Origin of the sequence: Chryseobacterium sp. IT-36CA2 (assembly GCF_949767875.1) — a bacterium.
Taxonomy (GTDB): domain Bacteria; phylum Bacteroidota; class Bacteroidia; order Flavobacteriales; family Weeksellaceae; genus Chryseobacterium.
Genome location: NZ_CATKPG010000011.1, coordinates 1,314,793 through 1,335,556, shown reverse-complemented (window position 1 = coordinate 1,335,556; position 20,764 = coordinate 1,314,793). Strand labels below are relative to the sequence as shown.

The following is a 20,764-nucleotide window of genomic DNA, read 5'->3' as shown; positions in this document are numbered from 1 at the left end:
AAAATAAACTGCCTCAAAAGTGAGGCAGTTTTTTTATACGTTTTATGAGAATCACACCATTTTTGCGTGCATATCAATAAAGCATTGTAAAGCTCTAGACTGTGGCCCATCCTTTCTAAAAACAAGAATTGTATTCATGGTTCCCAGCTGCTTGTTCAGTCCATAAGTCTTAATCTTTCTTCCGGCGTAATATTTAGACACAATTTCTTCCGGCAATATGCTGATTCCCAAACCTGCTTCTACAAAGTTAATCACTCCTTCAATAGAGTTCAGAACTGTACTTTTGTAATTCAGAATTCCTTTATGGCTTAACCAGGATTCTAATCTTTCCCTGAAAATACATCCTTCATCAAATACTACTATTTTCAGTGGTTCATTCGTTATGAGTGTCTGCAGATTCGGACCTTTTGAGGAAGCAAGAATAACTAGCTGTTCTTCTTTAATGCAAACTTTTTCCAGTCCTTTAGCATTCACAGGAGCAGAAACAAAAGCAGCATCCAGATTGTAATTTACGACATCAGACAGCACTGAATCTCTGGTATCTGATTTAAACTCCAGCTCAATACCTGGATATTTTTCATCAAAAGTATTAAGGATTTCAGGGACTTTCAAAGCCATCGTTGTTTCTATACAGCCTATTTTCAGACATCCTCTGATATTGTCACCACTTTGGATATTATTTTTGGCTTCCTCCACCAAATGCTGGATCTGTTTAGAATACTGCATCAGAATCATTCCTTCGGAAGTAAGCTCTACTCTTCTGGAAGTACGGGAGAAAAGCTTAGTATTAAACTCTTCTTCAAGACTTTTTATTCTTGCTGTAACATTCGACTGAACTGTAAACATCATATTGGCAGCTTTTGTAAAACTTCCACTTTCTGCTACAGCTTCAAATATTTTCAAATCGTGTGTGTTCATTTTAATTAATCATTAAAAGTGATTCTATTTATTATAATTAATCATTTTTAATAATCAAATATCCGTATTAATTTTGAACTGCCAAAAAAAATAAATGAAAATAATTTCAAGACAATTCATTGCAGGGCTGTCGGTTGCTTTATTCACAAGCAATATGACAATCGCTCAATCTAATCAAAAATTACATTTAAATCATCAAATTATGGAAAACCATCCTATTCACTATCGCAACATCAAAGTAAATGATCTTAATCTGTTTTACAGAGAAGCTGGTCCTGTCAATGCACCTACAATACTTCTTCTGCACGGATATCCTACTTCATCTCATATGTTCAGGAACCTGATCCCGATTTTGAGCAAGAAATATCATGTCATTGCTCCGGATCTTCCGGGATTCGGTTATTCTGATGCTCCGGATCATAATAAGTTCTCTTATACATTTGACAATCTTGCAGCAACAATGCAGGCATTTGTAGACCAACTGGAAATAAAACGTTTTGCCATCTATATCTTTGATTATGGCGCTCCGGTAGGCTTACGTCTTGCCATGAAAAACCCTGAGAAAATCACAGGTATCGTTTCACAAAACGGGAATGCCTATGAGGAAGGATTAAGCAATGAATGGAATCCGATCCAGAAATACTGGAAAGACCCATCACAGGCAAACCGCATTGCTTTAAAAGGCTTTGTTTCTAAAGAAATTACCTTATTTCAATATCATCATGGTGTTTCCGATCCTTCTTTAATTGCCCCTGAAGCCTATACCCTTGATCAGAAATTTCTTGACAGACCGGGAAATGTAGAAATCCAATTGGATCTGATGAGAGATTACAGAACCAATGTAGCCTTATATCCAAAATTTCATGAATATTTCAGAAAATACCAACCTAAATTATTATTAGTATGGGGAAACAAAGATCCATATTTCCTTCCTGCAGGAGCGGAAGCTTATAAAAAGGATATTCCGGATGCTCAATTAAAATTTTATGATACCGGACATTTTGCTCTTGAGACAAACGCAGAAGAAATAGGTGCTGAAATCTTTGAATTTATGGGAACATTACCTCAATAGAGCATATAATCAATTGCTAAGAAATATGAAAACAATTGTTATTAAAAACTACGGCGGACCGGAAATTCTGCAGCTAGAGGAAATACCTGTTCCCGTTATAAAAGATCCGTCTCAGGTTTTGGTAAAAGTAAGAGCAACCTCTGTTAATCCTCTTGATTATCAAATTAGACGAGGTGATTATGCATCATTTTTCGATTTACCTATTATAACAGGTCACGATATTGCCGGCGATATTGTTGAAGTAGGTAAAGCTGTTAAAAAATGGAAAGCTGGTGATAAGGTTTATTATTCTCCACGTTTTGGCAGCCCTGGCAGCTATTCAGAATATCATCTTACTGACGAGTCTTTATTATCAAGAATGCCTGATAATATTAGTTATGAGGAAGCTGCTTCTGTTCCACTTATAGGAGGAACGGTTTGGGAAATGCTTGTTGTACGGGCAAAATTAAAAAAGGGAGATCGTATTTTCATTCTTGGCGGCGCAGGTGGTGTAGGAACACTTGCCATACAGGTAGCTAAATCTCTGGGGGCTTTTGTCTATACAACGGGACAAAGTATATTACATGAAAAACTAAAAGATCTTGGAGCAGATGTAGTAATTGATCATCATAAAGAAAACTGGATTGAAGAAATACAATTACATACGAATGGAAAAGGTGTAGACATAATTATTGATACCGTAGGAGGAAGTACCCTTTCGGACAGTCCGCTCGCTTTAGCTGACTATGGTTCTGTTGTAACACTGGTTGATATTCCACAGCCACAAAATCTCATTAATGCATGGGAAAAAAATGCTACCTATCATTTTGTTTTCACCCGGCAAAGCAGAGATGAGCTTCATCATATTACTGAATTAATTGAGAACGGACATGTAAAACCTGTTATAGACAGTATATATCCGCTTGAAGATGCTCAAAAAGCCCATCAAAGAATGGAAGATTCGAAACGGGAAAGACCCCTGTTCGGCAAGATTGTATTGTCGGTGTAATTTTTATTCGGAATCTTATATTATGAAATTCTCTTTTTCAATCATTAAGAGAGAGATCGTTTTGAGAAAAAAACACTTCAGTCTAATCCTTTATTTATGATCCATTTTCCATCAAATCATTATATTTGAAAAAACATCAAAAACCTGTTTTTCTTTGAATTAAAATATGGAAAAGACGCTGACGCCAGAACAATTAAAGCTTGTAACTTTAGAAAGTCAGGGATTAACACAAAATATTCCGTTCGGAACCGGAAAAACTGCGGTTCTGAATGCTTTGGAACATCTCGGATATATACAAATTGATACTTTATCGATAGTAGAAAGAGCTCATCATCATACGCTTTGGACAAGAATTCCAGACTTCCAGGCAGATGATCTGGAAGAACTGGTAAAAGATCGTAAAGTATTTGAATATTGGTTCCACGCAGCATCTTACCTTCCTATGCAGGATTTTCGATATGTTTTACCTCAAATGCTGACAATCAAGCGAGGAGAATCCCGATATTACAACGCTGATCCTAAAGTAATGGAATATGTGGTAGACACTATTCGTAATGAAGGTCCAAAAAGAGCAAGAGATTTTGAAAATGAAAGCCACAAAACAGGAAGCTGGTGGAATTGGAAACCTGCCAAATTAGCTCTCGAAAGACTTTTCATGCAAGGAGACCTGATGATAAGCGGGCGTTCCGGAATGCAGAAAACATATGATTTGGCTGAAAGAGTCTTGCCATCTTTCATTGATACTACAGAACCTACTCCACTTGAGCTGGCTGAATATCTGGTAAAAACCAACCTGAGAGCTTATGGATTTACTACATTGAAACAGATCACCCACCTTCGAAAAGGAAATGATTTAAAGAAAAATGTCAACCAGGTTTTACAGACCATGCTGGAAGAAGGATCAATATCTCAGGTCAAAATTGGAGGATTGTCTTCTGCTTTTGTTCGGAATGATATGCTTGAAAAGACGTTTGATTTTAAAGATTCCAATATCTGGCTGCTGTCTCCGTTTGATAATGCTGTTATTCATCGGGATAGAATCAAGCAGGTTTTTGATTTTGATTTCCGATTGGAATGCTATACTCCAAAAGAAAAAAGACAGTATGGATATTTCTGTCTGCCTATTCTGTTTGGAGATCAGTTTATCGGAAGGGTTGACTGTAAAGCCCACAGAAAAGAAAAAAAGCTGGAACTTATTCATTTGCATATTGAAAACAGTACTATAGAACCTGAGTTATGGTTTAAGCCTTTCGTAGAAACTATGAAACGTTTTGCAGTTTTCAATAGCTGTGAATCCCTGGTTCTGACAAAGGTAAGTCCATCAAAATTGAGTACTCTTGTAAAAAAAGAATTGTCAAGATTAAATTTTAAAAAATAATTGAGGGCTATTTAAAATACAAATCGCATTATTGAAATAATAATGCGATTTTATTTTTTCAGGATAATCCTGATTAGTTTAATTTCTGATTTGTTTTCTTAACAAAATCATCCCATTGCTGGTTCAGATAAGTTACTGCTTTCTTTTTCTCATTGTCATTCAAAGATGAATAATTAACAGAATTGAACACCAGTTTCTTCAATGCCTTCACATCCAGTTCCCAATAAACCTGTGCTACCCAGAAATCATAACTCAGCCCTGTGTACCCATATACAGACGGATCATCACTGCTGATCGAGCATTGCACTCCATTGCTTAATAAAACTCTTGCAGGATGGTTTCTCAGATCACTTACATATCCCAAAACCTGATTACTGATCGGACTTACTTCTACCAATTTGTTCTGTTTTCTGATCTGTTGCATTGTTTTAGGGAAATAAATCAGATTCAGTCCGTGACCAATTCTTTTATTATTTAGCAGGGCAACATCCAGAACATTTTTATTCAGGGCAGAATTGCTTTCTCCGGCATGAAGGAAAAGAGGTAGTTCTACACCGTACTTTTTACTAAATGTGTTCATTTTCGCCCAACTTTTTTCAAAAAAATTGATATTATGCCCAGCTGCTTCATCTGCTACAAGATCAAAACCTGAGATCATATCCGGAAATTCTTTTTTCATTTCAAATGCTGTTTCCAGCTGCTTCTCAATGCTTTCATTATCTAAGAATTTAAAGCTTGAATAAATCAGTTTCAAAGTGAACTGTGGATCAGATTTGTGCACTTCTTTAAGAATATCCTGCAGATCTGTGATCGTAGTTTTCAAAGGATATTTCCCATGCTGAAAATCGTAAAGTTCCTCAAAAATATATCTGATTTCTACATGCTGTACTTTGTCTTTTATCAAATCCTGAAATCCTTTCAGATAATATTCTTTAAAGAAAGGACGGTATGGAAGCAACAGGCTGATGCGCTTAAAACGTTTTTCAAATTCAATCCAATAATCTGTGTAAGAACAGAGACTATCACGTTTTAAGGTAAGAAGATCCAACAGTTTATTTTCAAAATCCGGGGTTGAAGCCAACTTTTTATCAAGACTTACAAATCCGACCGGAACTTTTCCTTTTTCAAAAAATCCAAGCTGTCCGAAAATAAACTGATCATTATCTTTCTGATCAAAAACATAGCATTCCTGATATTTTCTGGCAGTTGAAATAATCCATTTCACATCGGTAATTCCTCCGCTGTGGGTATGCAGTAAACCTCCTTTCGGCATGGTCTGAAGAATTTCAAACAGCTTACTGCCTTCTATTAATGGTTTTAATTCATTAAAAGAACTGTTATATAAAGATATTTTTTTCGTTTCCGTATCACTGAGAAACTGTTTACGGAGCTGGAATAATTTTTTGTCCAAAACAATTTCTGTATCGGATAATTGTATATCAGCATCAAATGCCATCGACTCGTTTTCTTTCTCTGATAGCGCCAGATTCTGCTGGTATACAGATTTTTCATTCACTTTATTTTGTCCCCAAAATAAGGGTGCTCCCAAAAGTGATATATAGATAAGATATTTTTTCATCATAATATAGGTGGGGTTTGTACTATCGCTTATGTCTTAAACGATAAAAGTAGCTTGTTACAGCAAAAATTGTGCAGAATAAAAGCTATTTCAAAAATAAGATTAATTTTTCTGTAAAAAACCTTCCAATATTTCTTTTTCTTATCTATCAAAAATGATTCTCCGTTTTTACTGAAAAGAGGTTCTGAACTCCAACGGAGAGCATTGGGTTTTATTTTTAAACAGTTTTGTAAAAGACTGTGGATGCTCAAAGCCTAATTCATAAGCAATTTCACTTACAGATAAATTTGTTGTAGAGAGCTTTTCCTTTGCTTTTTCAATGAGTTTATCATGAATAAACTGCTGAGTGCTCTGTCCGGTAAGGGTTTTTAATAACCGGCTGAGGTAATTGGGAGAAATTCCAAGTTCACCGGCAACAAACTGAACTGTTGGTAATCCTTTTGATATCAGATCATTATCATTGAAATAATCCCTCAGCAAATCTTCCAATCGATTAAGAATGGAGTGATTGGTCATTTTTCTGGTGATAAACTGCCTTTCGTAGAATCTTTCGGAATAATTGAGCAATGTTTCAATATGGGAAATGATGATATTCTGACTGAATTTATCAATGACCGCGTGATATTCCTGTTCAATATTTTCTATAATGCCATTGATGGTAAGTTCTTCTTTTTTTGAAAGAAATAGGGCTTCATTCACAGAATAGTCAAAAAAGTCATACTGTTTTATAGCCTTGGCCAGAGAAGTATTCCACAGAAAGTCAGGATGAATCAACAGCATCCAGCCAGATTGTTTTTCCTGTACACCGGGATCTGATTCAATTCTAAAAACCTGGTTCGGGGAAATAAAAAACAGAGTTCCTTCATCAAAGTCGTACTCCTGTTGACCGTACTTCAACTTTCCATTCATGCCTATTTTTAAAGAAATTTGATAAAAATCCAGCATCCAGTTGAACTCTCCGATATCGGCAGGCCGCTTTACCTCTTTATAGTCAATTACACTGATCAACGGATGTTCAGGAGGAGGCAGTCCTCTTGAGCGGTGAAATTCTGTAATGGATTTTATTCTTTTTATTGCCCGCTTTTTCATATCATAAAATTACAAATTGTTTTTGCAGTGAACCCTGTCTTTTTTGCCTGGATATTACAAAAATTTTCCAATTTTTATGGCTCAGTATTTAGACTTCATCATTTTGATAAGCAATAGCAAATTCCCTGGCAAAGTCTGTCAATTTTACTTTTCCTAAAACAGGCTGATTTAGATAATAATCTTCATACACAACTCCACTTCCCTGGCTTGCCTGAGTTTCTACAAAGCCTTTAGCAACCTGTTCATTGAAACCTATATCCAGCCAGCTTTTCAATAATTCTTCATCTGAAATTACTTTCCATTGAAGATCTGGTTTTCCGATGGCATCACCCAAAGCTTTTGCAATTTCATTAGGAGAAACCACATCACTGGCTACATAACGTACTATTCTTCCATCAAATGGCTTTTCAATTTCATCCACTACATCAGCTGCAATATCCGACGGGGAAACCCACGGTTCTTTTTGATCTCCTCCCCAATTGGAAATAATCGCACCTTTGTTTTTAATCGTATTGATGAATGAAAACATATTGAAATAAATGCCTACCGGACGAATAAATTTAATGGCAACATCATTCGGAAGCCGCTTCAGAATTTGCTCTACATGGTGATGAAACACAATAATCCCCGTTCCTTGATCCGTATGAGCTCCAATACTGCTGAGATGGATAATTTTCTTCACGCCTGAGCGCTCTACAGCAGTTTTATAGTGATGCCCAATTTCACTTATCTTTCCGATAAAATCAACATTTTTGTCAAATAAATCACCTGCCGCTTCCATAGTTTCCATGAGATAGACAATATCTGCTCCGGTAAATGTTTCAGTAAGAAAATCAGGATCAAACATACTCCCAATAGCTGCTTTTGCTCCCATAGCTTCAATAATTTCCCTTCTGCTTTCATTACTGCTGATCACCGTTACAAAGTGTCCTTTGTCTACTAATTCTTTTGTAAGTGGTTTTCCGATGTTCCCGATGGAACCTGTTAAAACAATATTCATTTCTTTATTTTTTTGTTGATGTAAAATTCCGAAATGAATATCAGGAAGATTTCGCCGGATCTATCTTCTCCTTAGCCAAAACCAAACTTTATCAATAGCGTCTCTTCTTATCAATATTTCTCTCTTGAACATTCTAGAGCTATAAAATAAACAAAAAGTCTACAAAATGAATAGACTTTCAATATTAACTTTAATTTTTTGATAAAATTATACTTTTTTACCATTTTTTAACGTTTTAACACAATTAATTAATTTTCTGAATTACAATTATTTACAACCAACACTCACCAATTCAAACCATTAACCTACTAATTTAGTAGACTAATATGATTTATCTCATACTCCCTTTTTATAGGGGTTTGTCATTTATTAAATAATTTTGACCCAGTTAAAAAAATCATAAACTTTATTCTCATGAATAAGAATACCTTTAATTCTTACCTATGCACCTTTACGGCGGCAGCTCCTGTACAGCAAAATTGTTGTGGAATGTCTGCCTTTTCACAGCACAACAGTATTTCTCAAAACATGTGCTTTGATATGATGTGCATGATGATGTACTAACTTTTAAGAGATACATTCATTACTGTAGGAATTAAAGCCAAAGAGTTCAAGGCTTCTTTCATCCGGGTACATCTCCTGTAAACTTTAATTTTCCATTTTTTATATCCTCCCTGAAAAAGGAGGCAGGAAATTATTATTTCTTACCGAGAGATCAACAGTAATACACAATTCAGTTTTAAACCTAGATTAATATAATGAAAAAGAAACAATGCAAACTTGGTGTATTGGCCTTACTCCTATTCGCGGAATATGGTTTTGCACAGAGTAAAGACAGCCTTTCCGGTGAAACTTCCATCAAAGAAGTGGTGGTGGTAGCTTTTGGAAAGCAGAAAAAAGAAGAAATCACAGGATCTGTACAGTCGCTGAAAGCAAAAGACCTTTCTAATCTTCAAAATGGCAACATCCTTCAGGGAATTGGAGGAAAAGTGGCTGGTGTACAGGTGATCTCCTCAGGGCAGCCGGGTTCTCAACCTACCATCAGAATGAGAGGAATAGGCTCTATCAATGCTTCAAGTGATCCATTAATTGTACTGGATGGCATTCCATACAGCGGAAACCTGAACAGTATCGCAGCATCAGATATTGAAAGTATTTCTTTCCTTGAAGATGCTTCTTCGAATGCTTTATACGGTTCCAGAGGAGCCAATGGAGTGATTATTGTGAATACAAAAAGAGGTAAAAACAAGGGCATAAGTATTGAGGCCGATGTAAAAACAGGAGTTAATTTCAGATCAATTGAAGATTATTCAGTTTATACTTCTCCGCAGGATTATTATAGTGCATATTACAACAGAGCCAGAATTGGTGAAATTGCAAGATTGAAACAACCGGGAGCTGTTCCTTCCGGCCCTTCGCCACATGATGTAGGGCTTGCAGCTTTGGCCAAACTAGGATACGATGCTTATAATATTCCTTTTAATCAGCTAATATCAAAAGACGGTTCTTTTAATCCGGATGCAAAACTATTATATCAGGACGATTGGAAGAAACTGCTTTTCAGACCTTCTTTGAGAAGAGAAGCCACTGTAGGGATCAATGCCAATGGTGATCAGGTAAAATCATATACTTCCCTTAATTATCTTGATGACAAAGGATATTTGATTTCTTCAGGTTTTGAAAGATTCGGGATCAGGTCTAATGTAGACTACGCTATCACCTCAAAATTAAAGTTAACCAGTGCTTTGTGCTATACCTATAGCAAGCAGGATTTCGGTGAGACCGGAGGTTTCTCCAACCCTTTCCAGTTTGCTAGAAATATTGCTCCTTTTTATCCTGTTTTCCTGAGAGACAACAACTACCAAAGGCTTTATGACAGCTATGGAAATGCTTTATATGATTATGGAGACGGCCAGGGACCTAACGGAGCCACCAGATCTTATGCTGTGTTTGAAAATCCTGTAGGTAACCTTCAAAAGAATAAATCACAGATCGTAAGTAATGTGACCAATCTTAATCTTGGTTTAAATTATGAAATCATCAAAGGGCTGGATTTTACCTATAATTTCGGAGCCTATCTTGAAAATACCAGAAACCTTCAGTTCGGAAATACGGAAGGAGGAACATCTTCTTCTGTAGGAGGAACAATTTCGCAAAGTTCGAACTTTAAATATACACTGAACCACCAGCAATTGCTTACTTACCAGAAAAAACTGGGAAATCACAGCTTCAACCTTCTTGTAGGACATGAACTGAATAAGATAAAAGATGATGGATTATCAGGATCCAAGCAGCAGCTTTTATTACCGGATTCTCAAGCATTTGATAATGCCGTAAAAATTACAGGTTTATCAGGAAGCGGTTATGAATATGCTGTAGAAGGGTATTTCACAAGGTTATTGTATAACTATGATGGTAAATATTTCTTCAATGCCAATATCCGAAGAGATGGTTCTTCAGTATTTTCTCCTGAAAGCAGATGGGGAAATTTCTACGGATTAGGGCTGGCATGGAATATTGCAAAAGAAGATTTTCTTAAGGACAACAGTGTAATTAATTCTTTAAAATTAAAAGCTTCTTACGGGCAGCAAGGAAATGACAACATTCTTTTAAGCGGATCTACCAGAGACTATTATCCTTATCAGGATATCTATGGGATTAATAACTTCGGAAATGACAAACCAGTTTTGTCTCTTAAAAAACAAGGAAACAAGGATTTAAAATGGGAAACTTCCAAAAACCTGAACGCTGGTTTTGAGATTTCACTTTTAAAAAACAGAATCACCCTAAATGCAGATTATTTTGAAAGGAAAGTATCGGATATGATCTACGCTCTTCCTCTTCCTCCATCCAATGCAGGATCTTATGTAAAATATGGAAACATTGGAGATATGACCAACAGAGGTATTCAGGCTAATCTTAGTGTAGATATTCTTCGTGGTGAAGAATTCCAGTGGAGTTTTTATGCGAATGCCACCCATTATAAAAATAAGATTACCAGATTACCGGCTGAGCAGAGAAATACAGGACTGGTGAGCGGCTTGTTTATTCTTGCAGAAGGCGGAGACCGTTACACTTATTTCCTGAAAGAATTTGCCGGAGTGAATCCCGAGAATGGTGATGCTTTGTGGTACCGAACCACTATAAACCCTACCACTCAAAAGGAAGAAAGAACAGTCACCAGCAATTATAAGGATGCCACTGATTATAACACCGGAAAATCCGCAATTCCAAAGGTATATGGTGGATTCGGGACAGATTTTAGCTATAAAAGATTTAATCTGGCAGTGAATTTTGCGTATCAGTTTGGAGGATATGGATATGATGATATTTACAGAAGTTTATTCCATTCTGACAGCTATGGTTCTAACTATTCAACGGATCTGGATAAAACATGGACTCCGGAGAATCCTACAGCTGCATTGCCAAGAGTAGATCTTACGGCAACGAACCAGAACGGGAATTCAACGCTTTATCTGATCAAATCAGATTATATCAGTCTTCAGGATGTTACGCTCTCCTATCAGCTTCCTGACGGTTTTGCAAAGCAGGCAGGCTTATCAGGTCTGAAAGTTTATGTGACAGGAAACAACTTATACTTATGGTCCAAGAGAAAAGGATATGATCCAAGAGCTTCACTGACAGGAGTTTCTGATGCCTACCGTTATTCTCTGTTATCGAGCGTCTCTTTAGGCTTTAAACTTAATTTTTAAAAGAACAGGAATGAAAAAAATAAAATACATTATAACAGCTGTAACCATAAGTTTCATTACTACCAGCTGTGCCAATGATCTCAATACATTACCGGATGGAGATATTTCCGGTGAACAACTGAATAATGATGCTAACAGTCCGGAAAAAATCCTGGGTGGAATCTATCTTGACCTTCGCAGCAATGGTGCGGGCGGTACTACCGTTCACTCAGATTTCGGAATCATGGGAATCAAGGCAGGTGCCGACCTGATGTCCAATGATGTCATCCAGTCTACCAACCAGCATTTGGGAATGTTTTATAATTATGAAGCTACCAATGCCAGCAATATTGCCTCTGAGATTGTATGGACCACTTTTTATGCTAGAATATTTATCATCAACAAACTTCTTGACAACCTGGATAAAAATGCTAATGCAAAAAACAGAGCAATTGCAGGACAGCTTCTCGCTTTGAGAGCCTATTCTTACTTTTATCTGGTTCGTTTCTACGCTAATGATTACAACGGACATCAGTCTGAACCTGGACTTCCATTGGTTCTTACGGCCAATAACCCAAGCCAGGGACTTCCAAGATCAACGGTTGCTGAGGTCTATACGCAAATCAAGAAAGATATAGAGGAATCTGTTGCGTTTTTGGATACCTATTCCCGTCCTTCCAGAGCTCAGATAGACCAAAGAACGGCTAAAGCTATTGCTGCAGAAGTATTTCTTGAAACAGGAGATTACATCAAAGCAGCCAAATATGCAGAGGAAAGCAAGCAAGGAATTGCCCTTATGACCGAAGATGATTATACCAATACAGGATTCTCCAACATCAATAATCCTGAGGTAATATGGGGTTTTCATAATACGATTTCCACTATGAGTATCGGGAATTATTATGCTTCCTTCTTCTCGATGTTTGATAATACCAATGAAGGATATGCAGGAGCTGCACAGATCCGTAAACTGATAGATAAGCGTCTTTATGAAGCTATTCCGGCAACGGATTACCGTAAGAAAGTATTTAATGGAAGCCAGAATGCATCGTATACTTTTAATGGAAAAACAAAAAATTATCCGCCTTACGTAAGCTGGAAGTTTAAAGATCCTACCCTTTTTGAAGGAGATTATATTTACATCAGAGCTTCTTCTCTGTATTATATTCAGGCTGAAGCCCTTGCCAGACAAGGGAGAGAAACGGAAGCCAGACAGGTATTATTTGAAATTACCTCCAAAAGAGATAAAGCTTATACGACATCTACAAAGTCAGGCAGTGAGCTGATCAATGAAATTGTATTGCAAAAGAGGATAGAACTTTGGGGCGAAGGCTACGCCTGGTTTGATATGAAGAGATTAAATACTCCTTTAGAAAGAGTATACACAGGAACGAATCATACTTTTGGAAGATTCAACCTGACACCGGATAAATTCAGATTCCAGATTCCTAATAAAGAGATTAATAATAACCCACAAATCAAACAGAATGAGTAGATAAACAGAAACAATTTTACATTCAAATATATTCAGTGACGAGGCGCCATTTACAAGTAAATGGCGCCTTTTTTATGTTTAATTTAAAACACAAAGTAAGAATTATTCAAATGTTCATTTTTAAGGAGGCAAAGGAGTCCGACTTTCTCGCTGATGAATGTGGATGATGATGATACGTCTGCTTGGAAAGAATCAATTTATTGATTCCAGCTTTGCTTCCTTAAAAATTATAAAAGCATCAAAGAGGCTTTGCGTTAAAAAAATCTTGCAGATTATTTATTTTATAACAATATCAGATTTGTAATTGTCTTTCACCAGCTCACCATTTTTGTACAATCTCTGATTAATGATCTTCCCTTTTTCGTTAAAATAAAGCCACAATGCATTTTTTCTTCCTAACGAATCCAGACGTCCCATTTCTTTCGGCATTTTGTTGGAGTGAAAAATCTGAATAGGATATAATCCTTTCAAATCCTTTAAAGAATCGATTTTTTCAGGGATCAGTTCAGATTCATTTCCAATCTTGAAAATATATTTTTTTCCTTTATCACTATCCAAAATCAGTTCATCACCTGATATTTTATATTTCCCTTCAGAGAAAGTTGCTGTTACAATCTGATCATAACTTACATGTTCTGTTTTTAAAAACTCAAAAGTTCCATCTTTTATATAAAGTGAATAGGTTCCATTTCCAGATTCCAGCTCAACATATTTCGGGTATTCTTTATCTTTTTTACAGGAAATAAAAGAGATAAAGATGATTGAGAGGCTAATAGTTTTAATTTTCATGGATGCTAAATTATTACAATATTTGAAATGAATGCAAGATAGGAAATACATATATTTGAAAACATTTTAATGTTACATTCATTTCTTACTTTTCAATACAAAAAAACATAATGACCATAACAAAATTACTCTTCACGTGTGTATTTTCCACGCTACTATCTATTAATGCAACAGCTCAGAAAAAAGATACTTATACTCATAAAATTGACAGCATTATCACAGCTTCCAGTCCGATACAATTCAACGGAGTGGTTTTGGTTGCGCAAAAAGGAAAAACACACTATTTGAAAACCAATGGCTACAAAGATTTTGAGAAAAAAGTTCCGTTGAAAACAGATGATCAGTTTGAAATCATGTCAAATTCCAAGCAGGTGACAGCTGTTTTAATTTTACAGGCTGCAGAACAGGGAAAACTAAATCTTCACACCCCTATAAAAAAATATCTTCCTTCTCTTACTCAAACCTGGGCAGATACAGTTACGATCCATCATCTCCTGAACCATACTCATGGTATTACAGATAAGGAAAAACCCACAATCTTTAAAACGGGTTCCCAATTCAAATATGGAAATCTTTCCTACATGATGCTTTGAGAAATCCTTAAAAATACAACTGGAAAAAGCTTCACAGAACTGGCCAATTCTCTTTTCAAAAAATTGAAAATGGATCACACTTTTGTTTACAGTACAAAGAATAATCAATCTCCCGTTCCCGGTTATATGAACGAGAACAATCAGTTTGGAAAAGTAAAACAATCATTTTTGAACGAAAATATTGCTCCTGCTGCCGGGATCATTTCTACAGTACAGGATCTTGCAAAATGGGATCAGGCATTATTTAAAGGAAAGCTTCTGTCTCCAGAGTTTCAAAAACAGATGCTGACCCCTTCCACCAGCTCTCAGCATGATGTATTTGGAAAAGAAAGCATGGGATTCGGGTATAACGTGAGGTTTATCAAAGAAGCTGGGCTGGATTATTATGCAGTGACAGGGCTTGGTGATGGCTTTACCTGCCTGAATGTCTACTTACCTTCCACAGATACTACTCTGGTTATCCTTGAAAATCAAATGCCTGAAAACCGCGAATACTGGAGTTTCAAAGAAGCCGCTATAAAGAATGCAGTTCTGAAAGCAATTACGGCTAAATAAAAAAATTGTCATATAAAGTATTTGAAATAAGCATTATTAAATTTTATCGGAGATAAAATCTTTGCGCCTTATAACAACTTTATAATAATATTTTGCGCCTTTGCGATTTTCCAAAAAACATAAATAAAAAAAGTTTAGTTGGAAAACGCAAAGGCGCAAGTCTTTTAATCCTGCATTTTTTTAAGGCGCAAAAAAAATCAAAGATTTTTAGCAAGGATAATGGGATAATACTTTTTAATTTTTGAAAATCTATCCTGAAAATGGTAGATATTATACATTTCTTTTCAAAACTTTCGTTTTAATCATAGAAAAAGGTTTTTCTATTAAAAATCTATAGAATAAACCTCCTAAAATACAAGCGAAAAGACAAATTATAAGACTTATATTATCTGAATTTTCCAGTTTAAAATAATCAAAACCCTCCTGTATCATGTGAATAATTCCTTTATGTGAAAGATAAACAGCATAAGATAAAGCGGCCAATTGAGCAGTAAAATAAGATTTTGTTCTATACAGGAAAGACGATTGGGAAACCGCTGCCATAAGGATAGTTCCATAGCTCACAGCTACCAGCGTAAATCCAAATAGGGAAGCTGTTTTTGAAGCCTGTTCATCACATACCCAGAAAGAAATTCCCAACAGCATAATTCCTAAAAAGAAAAGTCTGTTTCCGTTGTTATTCACCATTTTTTTGAAGCCTGAAGAATATTGCATGAGATATCCGATCAAAACCCCTATTCCAAGTCCATCCAGTCGTGTATGAGTGGGATAATATATTTTCATATACCATAATTTCCAGAAATCTGAGGAAGCAGTATCCACTTCTATTATAAATTCATTCCATACCATTAGTCTGGCTATCATAGAAAACCCGATAACCACCATCATCAGAACTGCCAGATATCTGAACAGTTTTGTTGGCATTACTATCAAAAGGAATAAAGGAAGAATAAGATAAAACTGCTCTTCAATGCACAATGACCACGCATGGGAAAAGGTTCCTCGGTTAATTACGTCCAAACCATAATTTTGAGTAAAACTCATAAACTTCCACAATGGAGATAAAGCTTCTCTTTCCCTGAAAAAAGGAAATGTAAAATACAGAAAAAGCGTAAAAAAATAAGCCGGAATAATCCTGAAAAAGCGTTTTATATAAAATGTTTTCAGATGGATTTTTCCATTAATCTCTATCTCTCTAAACAACTGGCATGAGATCAGAAAACCACTTAAAACAAAAAAGAGATCCACACCAGTCCATCCAAATCTTCCGATACTGTCAATCCAATCCGGATGTTTAAAAGCACGGTAATGGTACATTAATACGAGTAAAATAGCGGCAGCTCTCAGATGATCTAATCCGTAAAGCCTTTCAGAACGTTCTGTCATTATTTTTTTATGCAAATATTGATAGATTCCAGACCACATTCTGATATAGAGTCCAGACTACAGCCAATTCGGAATCAACAGCAACATAAGCAGTCTGCATAATAAATAATGTCATCTGCCATTATTTTAAAGCCTTTAATACGACCTCTCTTTGATGTTACTTAGGATTTTATATTTTTGAGGATGATAAAACCCCTATCGGAAATTCATATCAGACAAAATCTATCCTTCCAGCTGCTATTCTGGGCAGCTTTATTTTTGTTTGGAATAGTAAGAATATATGGAGAATATGATAGCGAAGCTTTTAAAGAGTTGATCATTTACAATTTTTGTCACTGGATTTTCCAGATCGCCGGAGCCAATTTTATTTACTTTGTTCTTATCCGTCATTTCTTCGATCGAAAAAAGTATTTTGAATTTGCACTGTATCTTCTTATCAGTCTTTACGTTATTTCAGTGCTCAACAGATTTTTTCTGGTTTATATCGCAGAACCTCTTTTCACTCATGAATCAAAAGACAGTGCTTTTGATATTTTCACAGATATTCCTTATCTGTTACTCCATTATACATTTCCGATTATCAGTGGGGCATTTATCTTTATCTCAATCATGTTTATCATACGGTATAAAGATGAAAAGGAAAATACCATCAAACTGCAGAAGGAAAAAACCGAACTGGAACTACAATCTCTTAAATCCCAGCTCAATCCTCATTTTCTTTTTAACACGCTGAATAATATTTATTCCCTGTCCATCAATCATTCTGATAAAACCCCTCAATCTATCAGCCAGCTTTCTGATATTCTGGATTATATTCTCTACAAAGGACAGAAAAAATGGGTAGCGGTCTCTGATGAACTGGATATTATTGATAATTATATCGCTCTGGAAAGTCTTCGGTATCATGAGGAAAGATTAAAAATTCAGAAACATATTATATTAAACTCCCAAAATACCATTCCACCATTGGTATATCTTACTTTGGTAGAAAATGCTTTTAAACATGGAGCAGGAAAAAACCGGGAAGCAACGGAAATAAAGATTGAGATAGAAACCAATCGGCAGCATTCTGTTTTTAAAATTGAAAATACCTTTTCCTATCCTCTAAAAGATAACGAAAAAGGAATCGGACTGCAGAATATACAAAGACAATTACAATTTCATTATCAAGGAAATTGTACCTTCCGGGTTTTACAGGAAAACAATATTTTTAAAGTTGAAATAATCACTCCTCCCCATTATGATTAACTGTATTATTGTAGATGATGAACCTCTGGCTGCCTCATTGCTGGAAAATCATATCTCTAAGATTGACGATTTAAAGCTGACAGGAAAAGCACAAAATGCAATGCAGGCTTATAAAATACTGCAGAATCAGCCTGTGGATCTGATGTTTCTTGATATACAGATGCCTCATTTAAACGGAATAGACTTTTTAAAATCGCTGACCCAGAAGCCTAAAACCATTTTCACGACAGCCTACCGGGATTTTGCTATTGAAGGTTTCGAACTGGAAGCAGTAGATTATCTTCTTAAACCTATTACTTTTGAACGGTTCTTCAAATCTGTAGAACGGATACTCAGAAATACACAAGACAGTAACGAAGATTTTATTATCATCAAAACTGAAGGAATGCACCGTAAAATTTCCCTTTCGGAGATTGCTTATTTTGAAAGCCAGGGAAATGATATCAAAATAGTACTTACCAATCAGGAAAATTGTGTTTCCAAAAATAAGATTGCTGATCTGGAGAAAACTTTATCTGGAAAAGGTTTTGTAAGAATTCACAGGTCTTTTATTATCAATTCTGCTTTTGTAACTGCTTTCAGTAATAATGAGATTGTGGTCTGCCATCATCAGATTCCTGTGGGAAGAAGCTATAAGCATGAGTTTGATACCTTTATATCTTCTGTTTCCAGAAATAAGCTGCTATGAAGCCATTTAAGGAAACCTCAATATTGAATTTCTCACTTATTTTTTAGAATTTAATCTATAAAGTCACATTTTTAACATTTATTTCAAATTAGTTTTCGATTCTAACTTATTTGAGTAATATTTAATCTGTTTTTCAGCACATTACATCATATTAGCTCTTGCAAATCTGTCTTCAATTAGAATCACCATTTCGCACAAAAAACAACTAATTAATTGATTACTAATTCATTAAATAAACAATGAAATCCATACTATCCAAAGATAATCTCCTATTGATATTAAAAAAAAATGTTATTTTTGCTTGAACTAATAAAGTTGTTTTTTGCTTTTTTATTAGTAAATTTATGTACACCAAGTAATAAAACATTAAAATTGATTTTATGAGAAAAATAATTCTACTTATTACATGTATGTTCGGTATTTCAGTTTTCTCACAGATTAAAGTGTTGAAGAATGAAAGTTTGGTGGAAATTGGTAAAGATAATTCCGTTGGTCTATATAAAAAGGAAGATAAATTTACAGTCAACTACCAGGATCTGAACACCAGTAATCTGAATACAATCCGATCTTTTTCTTTTCAGAACCTTAATGGGGATGTTGCCGGATTATTTAAAATGATAATGGAAGGCTTTGTTACTCCTCCGGAAGAGAATATTGTACTAGAACTTCCTAATGACATTATCGAACTTCATTATGAAAAGAATTACGGCCAACAGACAGTTCAGTTTATACAGGTAATCAATAAAAACCGAAAATACATAGGAAAATCACAGTTTTTAACTCAAAAACAAGTGGAGAAAGTTTTCGGAAGAACCAATGGAAAGTATGCTATGTATGACAAACCTGCTTCTGTAAACCCTTCAGCGAATAAAGGAAACGGAAATACAGCATCTAATGCCGTTCCTGCATCAGGTGGGGCCAAGAAAAAATCAAGAAAATAATCATATTTTATAAATATTGCGAAACTCATTCTATCGGATGAGTTTTTTTATTTTATTTTTGCAAAAAGATAGTAAAACATATGCCGCTTCAGATAATCAATTTAACCAAAAAATTTGGTGAGCAGACAGCCCTAGACAATATCAATATTTCTATTGATAAAAATGAAATCATTGGTCTTCTTGGCCCGAACGGTGCCGGAAAATCCACCTTAATGAAATCCATTGTCGGAGCACTGAAAATTGATCAGGGTGAAATTATTTTCAATGGAATGAATATCTCCGACCATGAGATTGAAAGCAAAAAGAAAATAGGCTTTCTTCCTGAAAACAACCCGCTTTATCTGGAAATGTATGTGAAAGAATACCTTCAGTTTGTAGCCAATATCCATAAAATCTCGGAATCCAGAGTAGATGAGGTAATAGAACTGGTAGGCATTACCCCCGAAAAATCAAAAAAAATCGGTCAGTTGTCTAAAGGATACAAACAACGTGTAGGCCTTGCACAGGCTATTATTCATCAACCCGATCTACTGATTCTTGATGAACCTACCAATGGTCTGGATCCCAACCAAATTATTGAAATCCGTAACGTGGTAAAAGAAATTGGACAGCAAAAGACCGTTTTACTTTCTACTCATATCATGCAGGAAGTAGAAGCCCTTTGTTCAAGAGTTATTCTTATACACAAAGGAAATATTCTTCAGGACTGCCCTATCAATGAGTTTAAAGGCAAGTTTGAAAGTCTGGAAGATGCTTTTGCAAGTTATACGCAAAATTTTGAGGTTGAGCTTAAAAATTAGGAGTTTTGTTTTGTAATTATGAAGACAAAATTTACTTTTAAAGCATTTTTACCTGCTTTATTGTTAATTCCTTTTTTATATCTTATTATAGTAGTTATCCCCGGGATCATTATCACAGAAAATTATAATACCCCATTATTTCCAAGAATATTTATCCCAAGTATACTTATTTTTTCATTTCTAATAGTATTTGGAGAAGTAAGAACAAAATGTATCAGCGTAACAATCAACAAAAATGAAATCGTTGTAAAAAGATTTTTTGGACTTCAAACTAAAACTTATAAATTCTCTGAGATTGAAGGCTGGAAATATAGCCATTTGACAGGTAAAGGAGGAACTTATGAATACCTTTATTTGTATAAAGATGGAATGAAAGTTATAAAAATGTCGCAATTCTATCATAAAAATTATTTTCAGATAAAAAATTACATTCAAGGAAACTTTAAATACTTAGGCTATGAACAGCTCTCTTATATTGATGAGTTCAAAGAAATATTTAAATAATCACTTCATATTATTTAAAATAAAAGCTCTAATTTTAAAATTAGAGCTT

Annotated in this window: 17 protein-coding genes and 1 pseudogene; 12 read left to right on the top strand and 6 right to left on the bottom strand. The window is 35.2% G+C overall.

The genetic code is table 11. The features are described from left to right. Positions 1-51: 51 nt before the first annotated feature. Entirely contained in the window at positions 52-918 is an 867-nt protein-coding gene (locus ACM6F9_RS06790; protein WP_414844989.1) for a LysR family transcriptional regulator, read from the bottom strand. A 94-nt stretch (positions 919-1,012) separates the two neighbouring features. On the opposite strand from ACM6F9_RS06790, the gene ACM6F9_RS06785 reads away from it, so the two are divergent. From ACM6F9_RS06785 to ACM6F9_RS06775, 3 genes are all read left to right on the top strand, one after another. Further along, on the top strand, positions 1,013-1,990 hold the full coding sequence (locus ACM6F9_RS06785) for an alpha/beta fold hydrolase (protein WP_414844988.1): 978 nt from the start codon (positions 1,013-1,015) through the stop codon (positions 1,988-1,990). A gap of 25 nt (positions 1,991-2,015) precedes the next feature. Further along, positions 2,016-2,978: a zinc-binding dehydrogenase gene (locus ACM6F9_RS06780; RefSeq protein ID WP_414844987.1), complete on the top strand. Its 963-nt coding sequence runs from the start codon at positions 2,016-2,018 to the stop codon at positions 2,976-2,978. A gap of 166 nt (positions 2,979-3,144) precedes the next feature. Further along, on the top strand, positions 3,145-4,356 hold the full coding sequence (locus tag ACM6F9_RS06775) for a winged helix-turn-helix domain-containing protein (protein ID WP_414844986.1): 1,212 nt from the start codon (positions 3,145-3,147) through the stop codon (positions 4,354-4,356). 73 nt (positions 4,357-4,429) lie between these two features. Here ACM6F9_RS06775 and ACM6F9_RS06770 read toward each other — a convergent pair whose 3' ends face one another. From ACM6F9_RS06770 to ACM6F9_RS06760, 3 genes are all read right to left on the bottom strand, one after another. Continuing rightward, on the bottom strand, positions 4,430-5,938 hold the full coding sequence (locus ACM6F9_RS06770) for an adenosine kinase (RefSeq protein ID WP_414844985.1): 1,509 nt from the start codon (positions 5,936-5,938) through the stop codon (positions 4,430-4,432). A gap of 165 nt (positions 5,939-6,103) precedes the next feature. Next, complete coding sequence (locus ACM6F9_RS06765; RefSeq protein WP_414844984.1) at positions 6,104-7,024, bottom strand: AraC family transcriptional regulator; 921 nt, start codon at positions 7,022-7,024, stop codon at positions 6,104-6,106. An 88-nt stretch (positions 7,025-7,112) separates the two neighbouring features. Beyond that, complete coding sequence (locus ACM6F9_RS06760) at positions 7,113-8,024, bottom strand: SDR family oxidoreductase (RefSeq protein ID WP_414844983.1); 912 nt, start codon at positions 8,022-8,024, stop codon at positions 7,113-7,115. A gap of 414 nt (positions 8,025-8,438) precedes the next feature. Between ACM6F9_RS06760 and ACM6F9_RS06755 the strand changes: the two genes are divergently transcribed. The 3 genes from ACM6F9_RS06755 to ACM6F9_RS06745 all read left to right on the top strand — a co-directional run bounded on the left by ACM6F9_RS06755 (position 8,439) and on the right by ACM6F9_RS06745 (position 13,211). Continuing rightward, on the top strand, positions 8,439-8,588 hold the full coding sequence (locus ACM6F9_RS06755) for a hypothetical protein (RefSeq protein WP_414844982.1): 150 nt from the start codon (positions 8,439-8,441) through the stop codon (positions 8,586-8,588). Between the two features lie 194 nt (positions 8,589-8,782). Beyond that, entirely contained in the window at positions 8,783-11,737 is a 2,955-nt protein-coding gene (locus tag ACM6F9_RS06750; RefSeq protein ID WP_414844981.1) for a SusC/RagA family TonB-linked outer membrane protein, read from the top strand. A gap of 10 nt (positions 11,738-11,747) precedes the next feature. Beyond that, the gene (locus tag ACM6F9_RS06745; protein ID WP_414844980.1) at positions 11,748-13,211 is read left to right on the top strand and encodes a RagB/SusD family nutrient uptake outer membrane protein; all 1,464 of its coding nucleotides are present in this window, start codon (positions 11,748-11,750) and stop codon (positions 13,209-13,211) included. 276 nt (positions 13,212-13,487) lie between these two features. Here ACM6F9_RS06745 and ACM6F9_RS06740 read toward each other — a convergent pair whose 3' ends face one another. Further along, positions 13,488-14,000: a hypothetical protein gene (locus ACM6F9_RS06740; RefSeq protein WP_414844979.1), complete on the bottom strand. Its 513-nt coding sequence runs from the start codon at positions 13,998-14,000 to the stop codon at positions 13,488-13,490. A 110-nt stretch (positions 14,001-14,110) separates the two neighbouring features. Here ACM6F9_RS06740 and ACM6F9_RS06735 point away from each other — a divergent pair. Beyond that, a pseudogene (locus ACM6F9_RS06735) lies at positions 14,111-15,148 on the top strand (serine hydrolase domain-containing protein). Between the two features lie 270 nt (positions 15,149-15,418). Here the strand turns inward: ACM6F9_RS06735 and ACM6F9_RS06730 are convergent. Beyond that, positions 15,419-16,534, bottom strand: coding sequence for an acyltransferase family protein (locus ACM6F9_RS06730; protein ID WP_414844978.1), 1,116 nt, complete (start codon positions 16,532-16,534; stop codon positions 15,419-15,421). 183 nt (positions 16,535-16,717) lie between these two features. Between ACM6F9_RS06730 and ACM6F9_RS06725 the strand changes: the two genes are divergently transcribed. The 5 genes from ACM6F9_RS06725 (at position 16,718) to ACM6F9_RS06705 (ending at position 20,715) form a co-directional block, all read left to right on the top strand. Further along, positions 16,718-17,782, top strand: coding sequence for a sensor histidine kinase (locus ACM6F9_RS06725; RefSeq protein ID WP_414844977.1), 1,065 nt, complete (start codon positions 16,718-16,720; stop codon positions 17,780-17,782). Further along, positions 17,775-18,470, top strand: a complete 696-nt coding sequence (locus ACM6F9_RS06720) for a LytR/AlgR family response regulator transcription factor (protein WP_414844976.1) — start codon at positions 17,775-17,777, stop codon at positions 18,468-18,470. Before ACM6F9_RS06725 ends, ACM6F9_RS06720 begins: the two co-directional genes overlap by 8 nt. Positions 18,471-18,850: 380 nt before the next feature. Then, the gene (locus ACM6F9_RS06715) at positions 18,851-19,411 is read left to right on the top strand and encodes a hypothetical protein (protein ID WP_414844975.1); all 561 of its coding nucleotides are present in this window, start codon (positions 18,851-18,853) and stop codon (positions 19,409-19,411) included. A gap of 80 nt (positions 19,412-19,491) precedes the next feature. After that, positions 19,492-20,211 carry an ABC transporter ATP-binding protein gene (locus ACM6F9_RS06710; RefSeq protein WP_414844974.1) on the top strand — a complete coding sequence of 240 codons (720 nt, stop codon included), beginning with the start codon at positions 19,492-19,494 and terminating at the stop codon, positions 20,209-20,211. Between the two features lie 18 nt (positions 20,212-20,229). After that, the gene (locus ACM6F9_RS06705; RefSeq protein ID WP_414844973.1) at positions 20,230-20,715 is read left to right on the top strand and encodes a hypothetical protein; all 486 of its coding nucleotides are present in this window, start codon (positions 20,230-20,232) and stop codon (positions 20,713-20,715) included. Positions 20,716-20,764 lie beyond the last annotated feature (49 nt).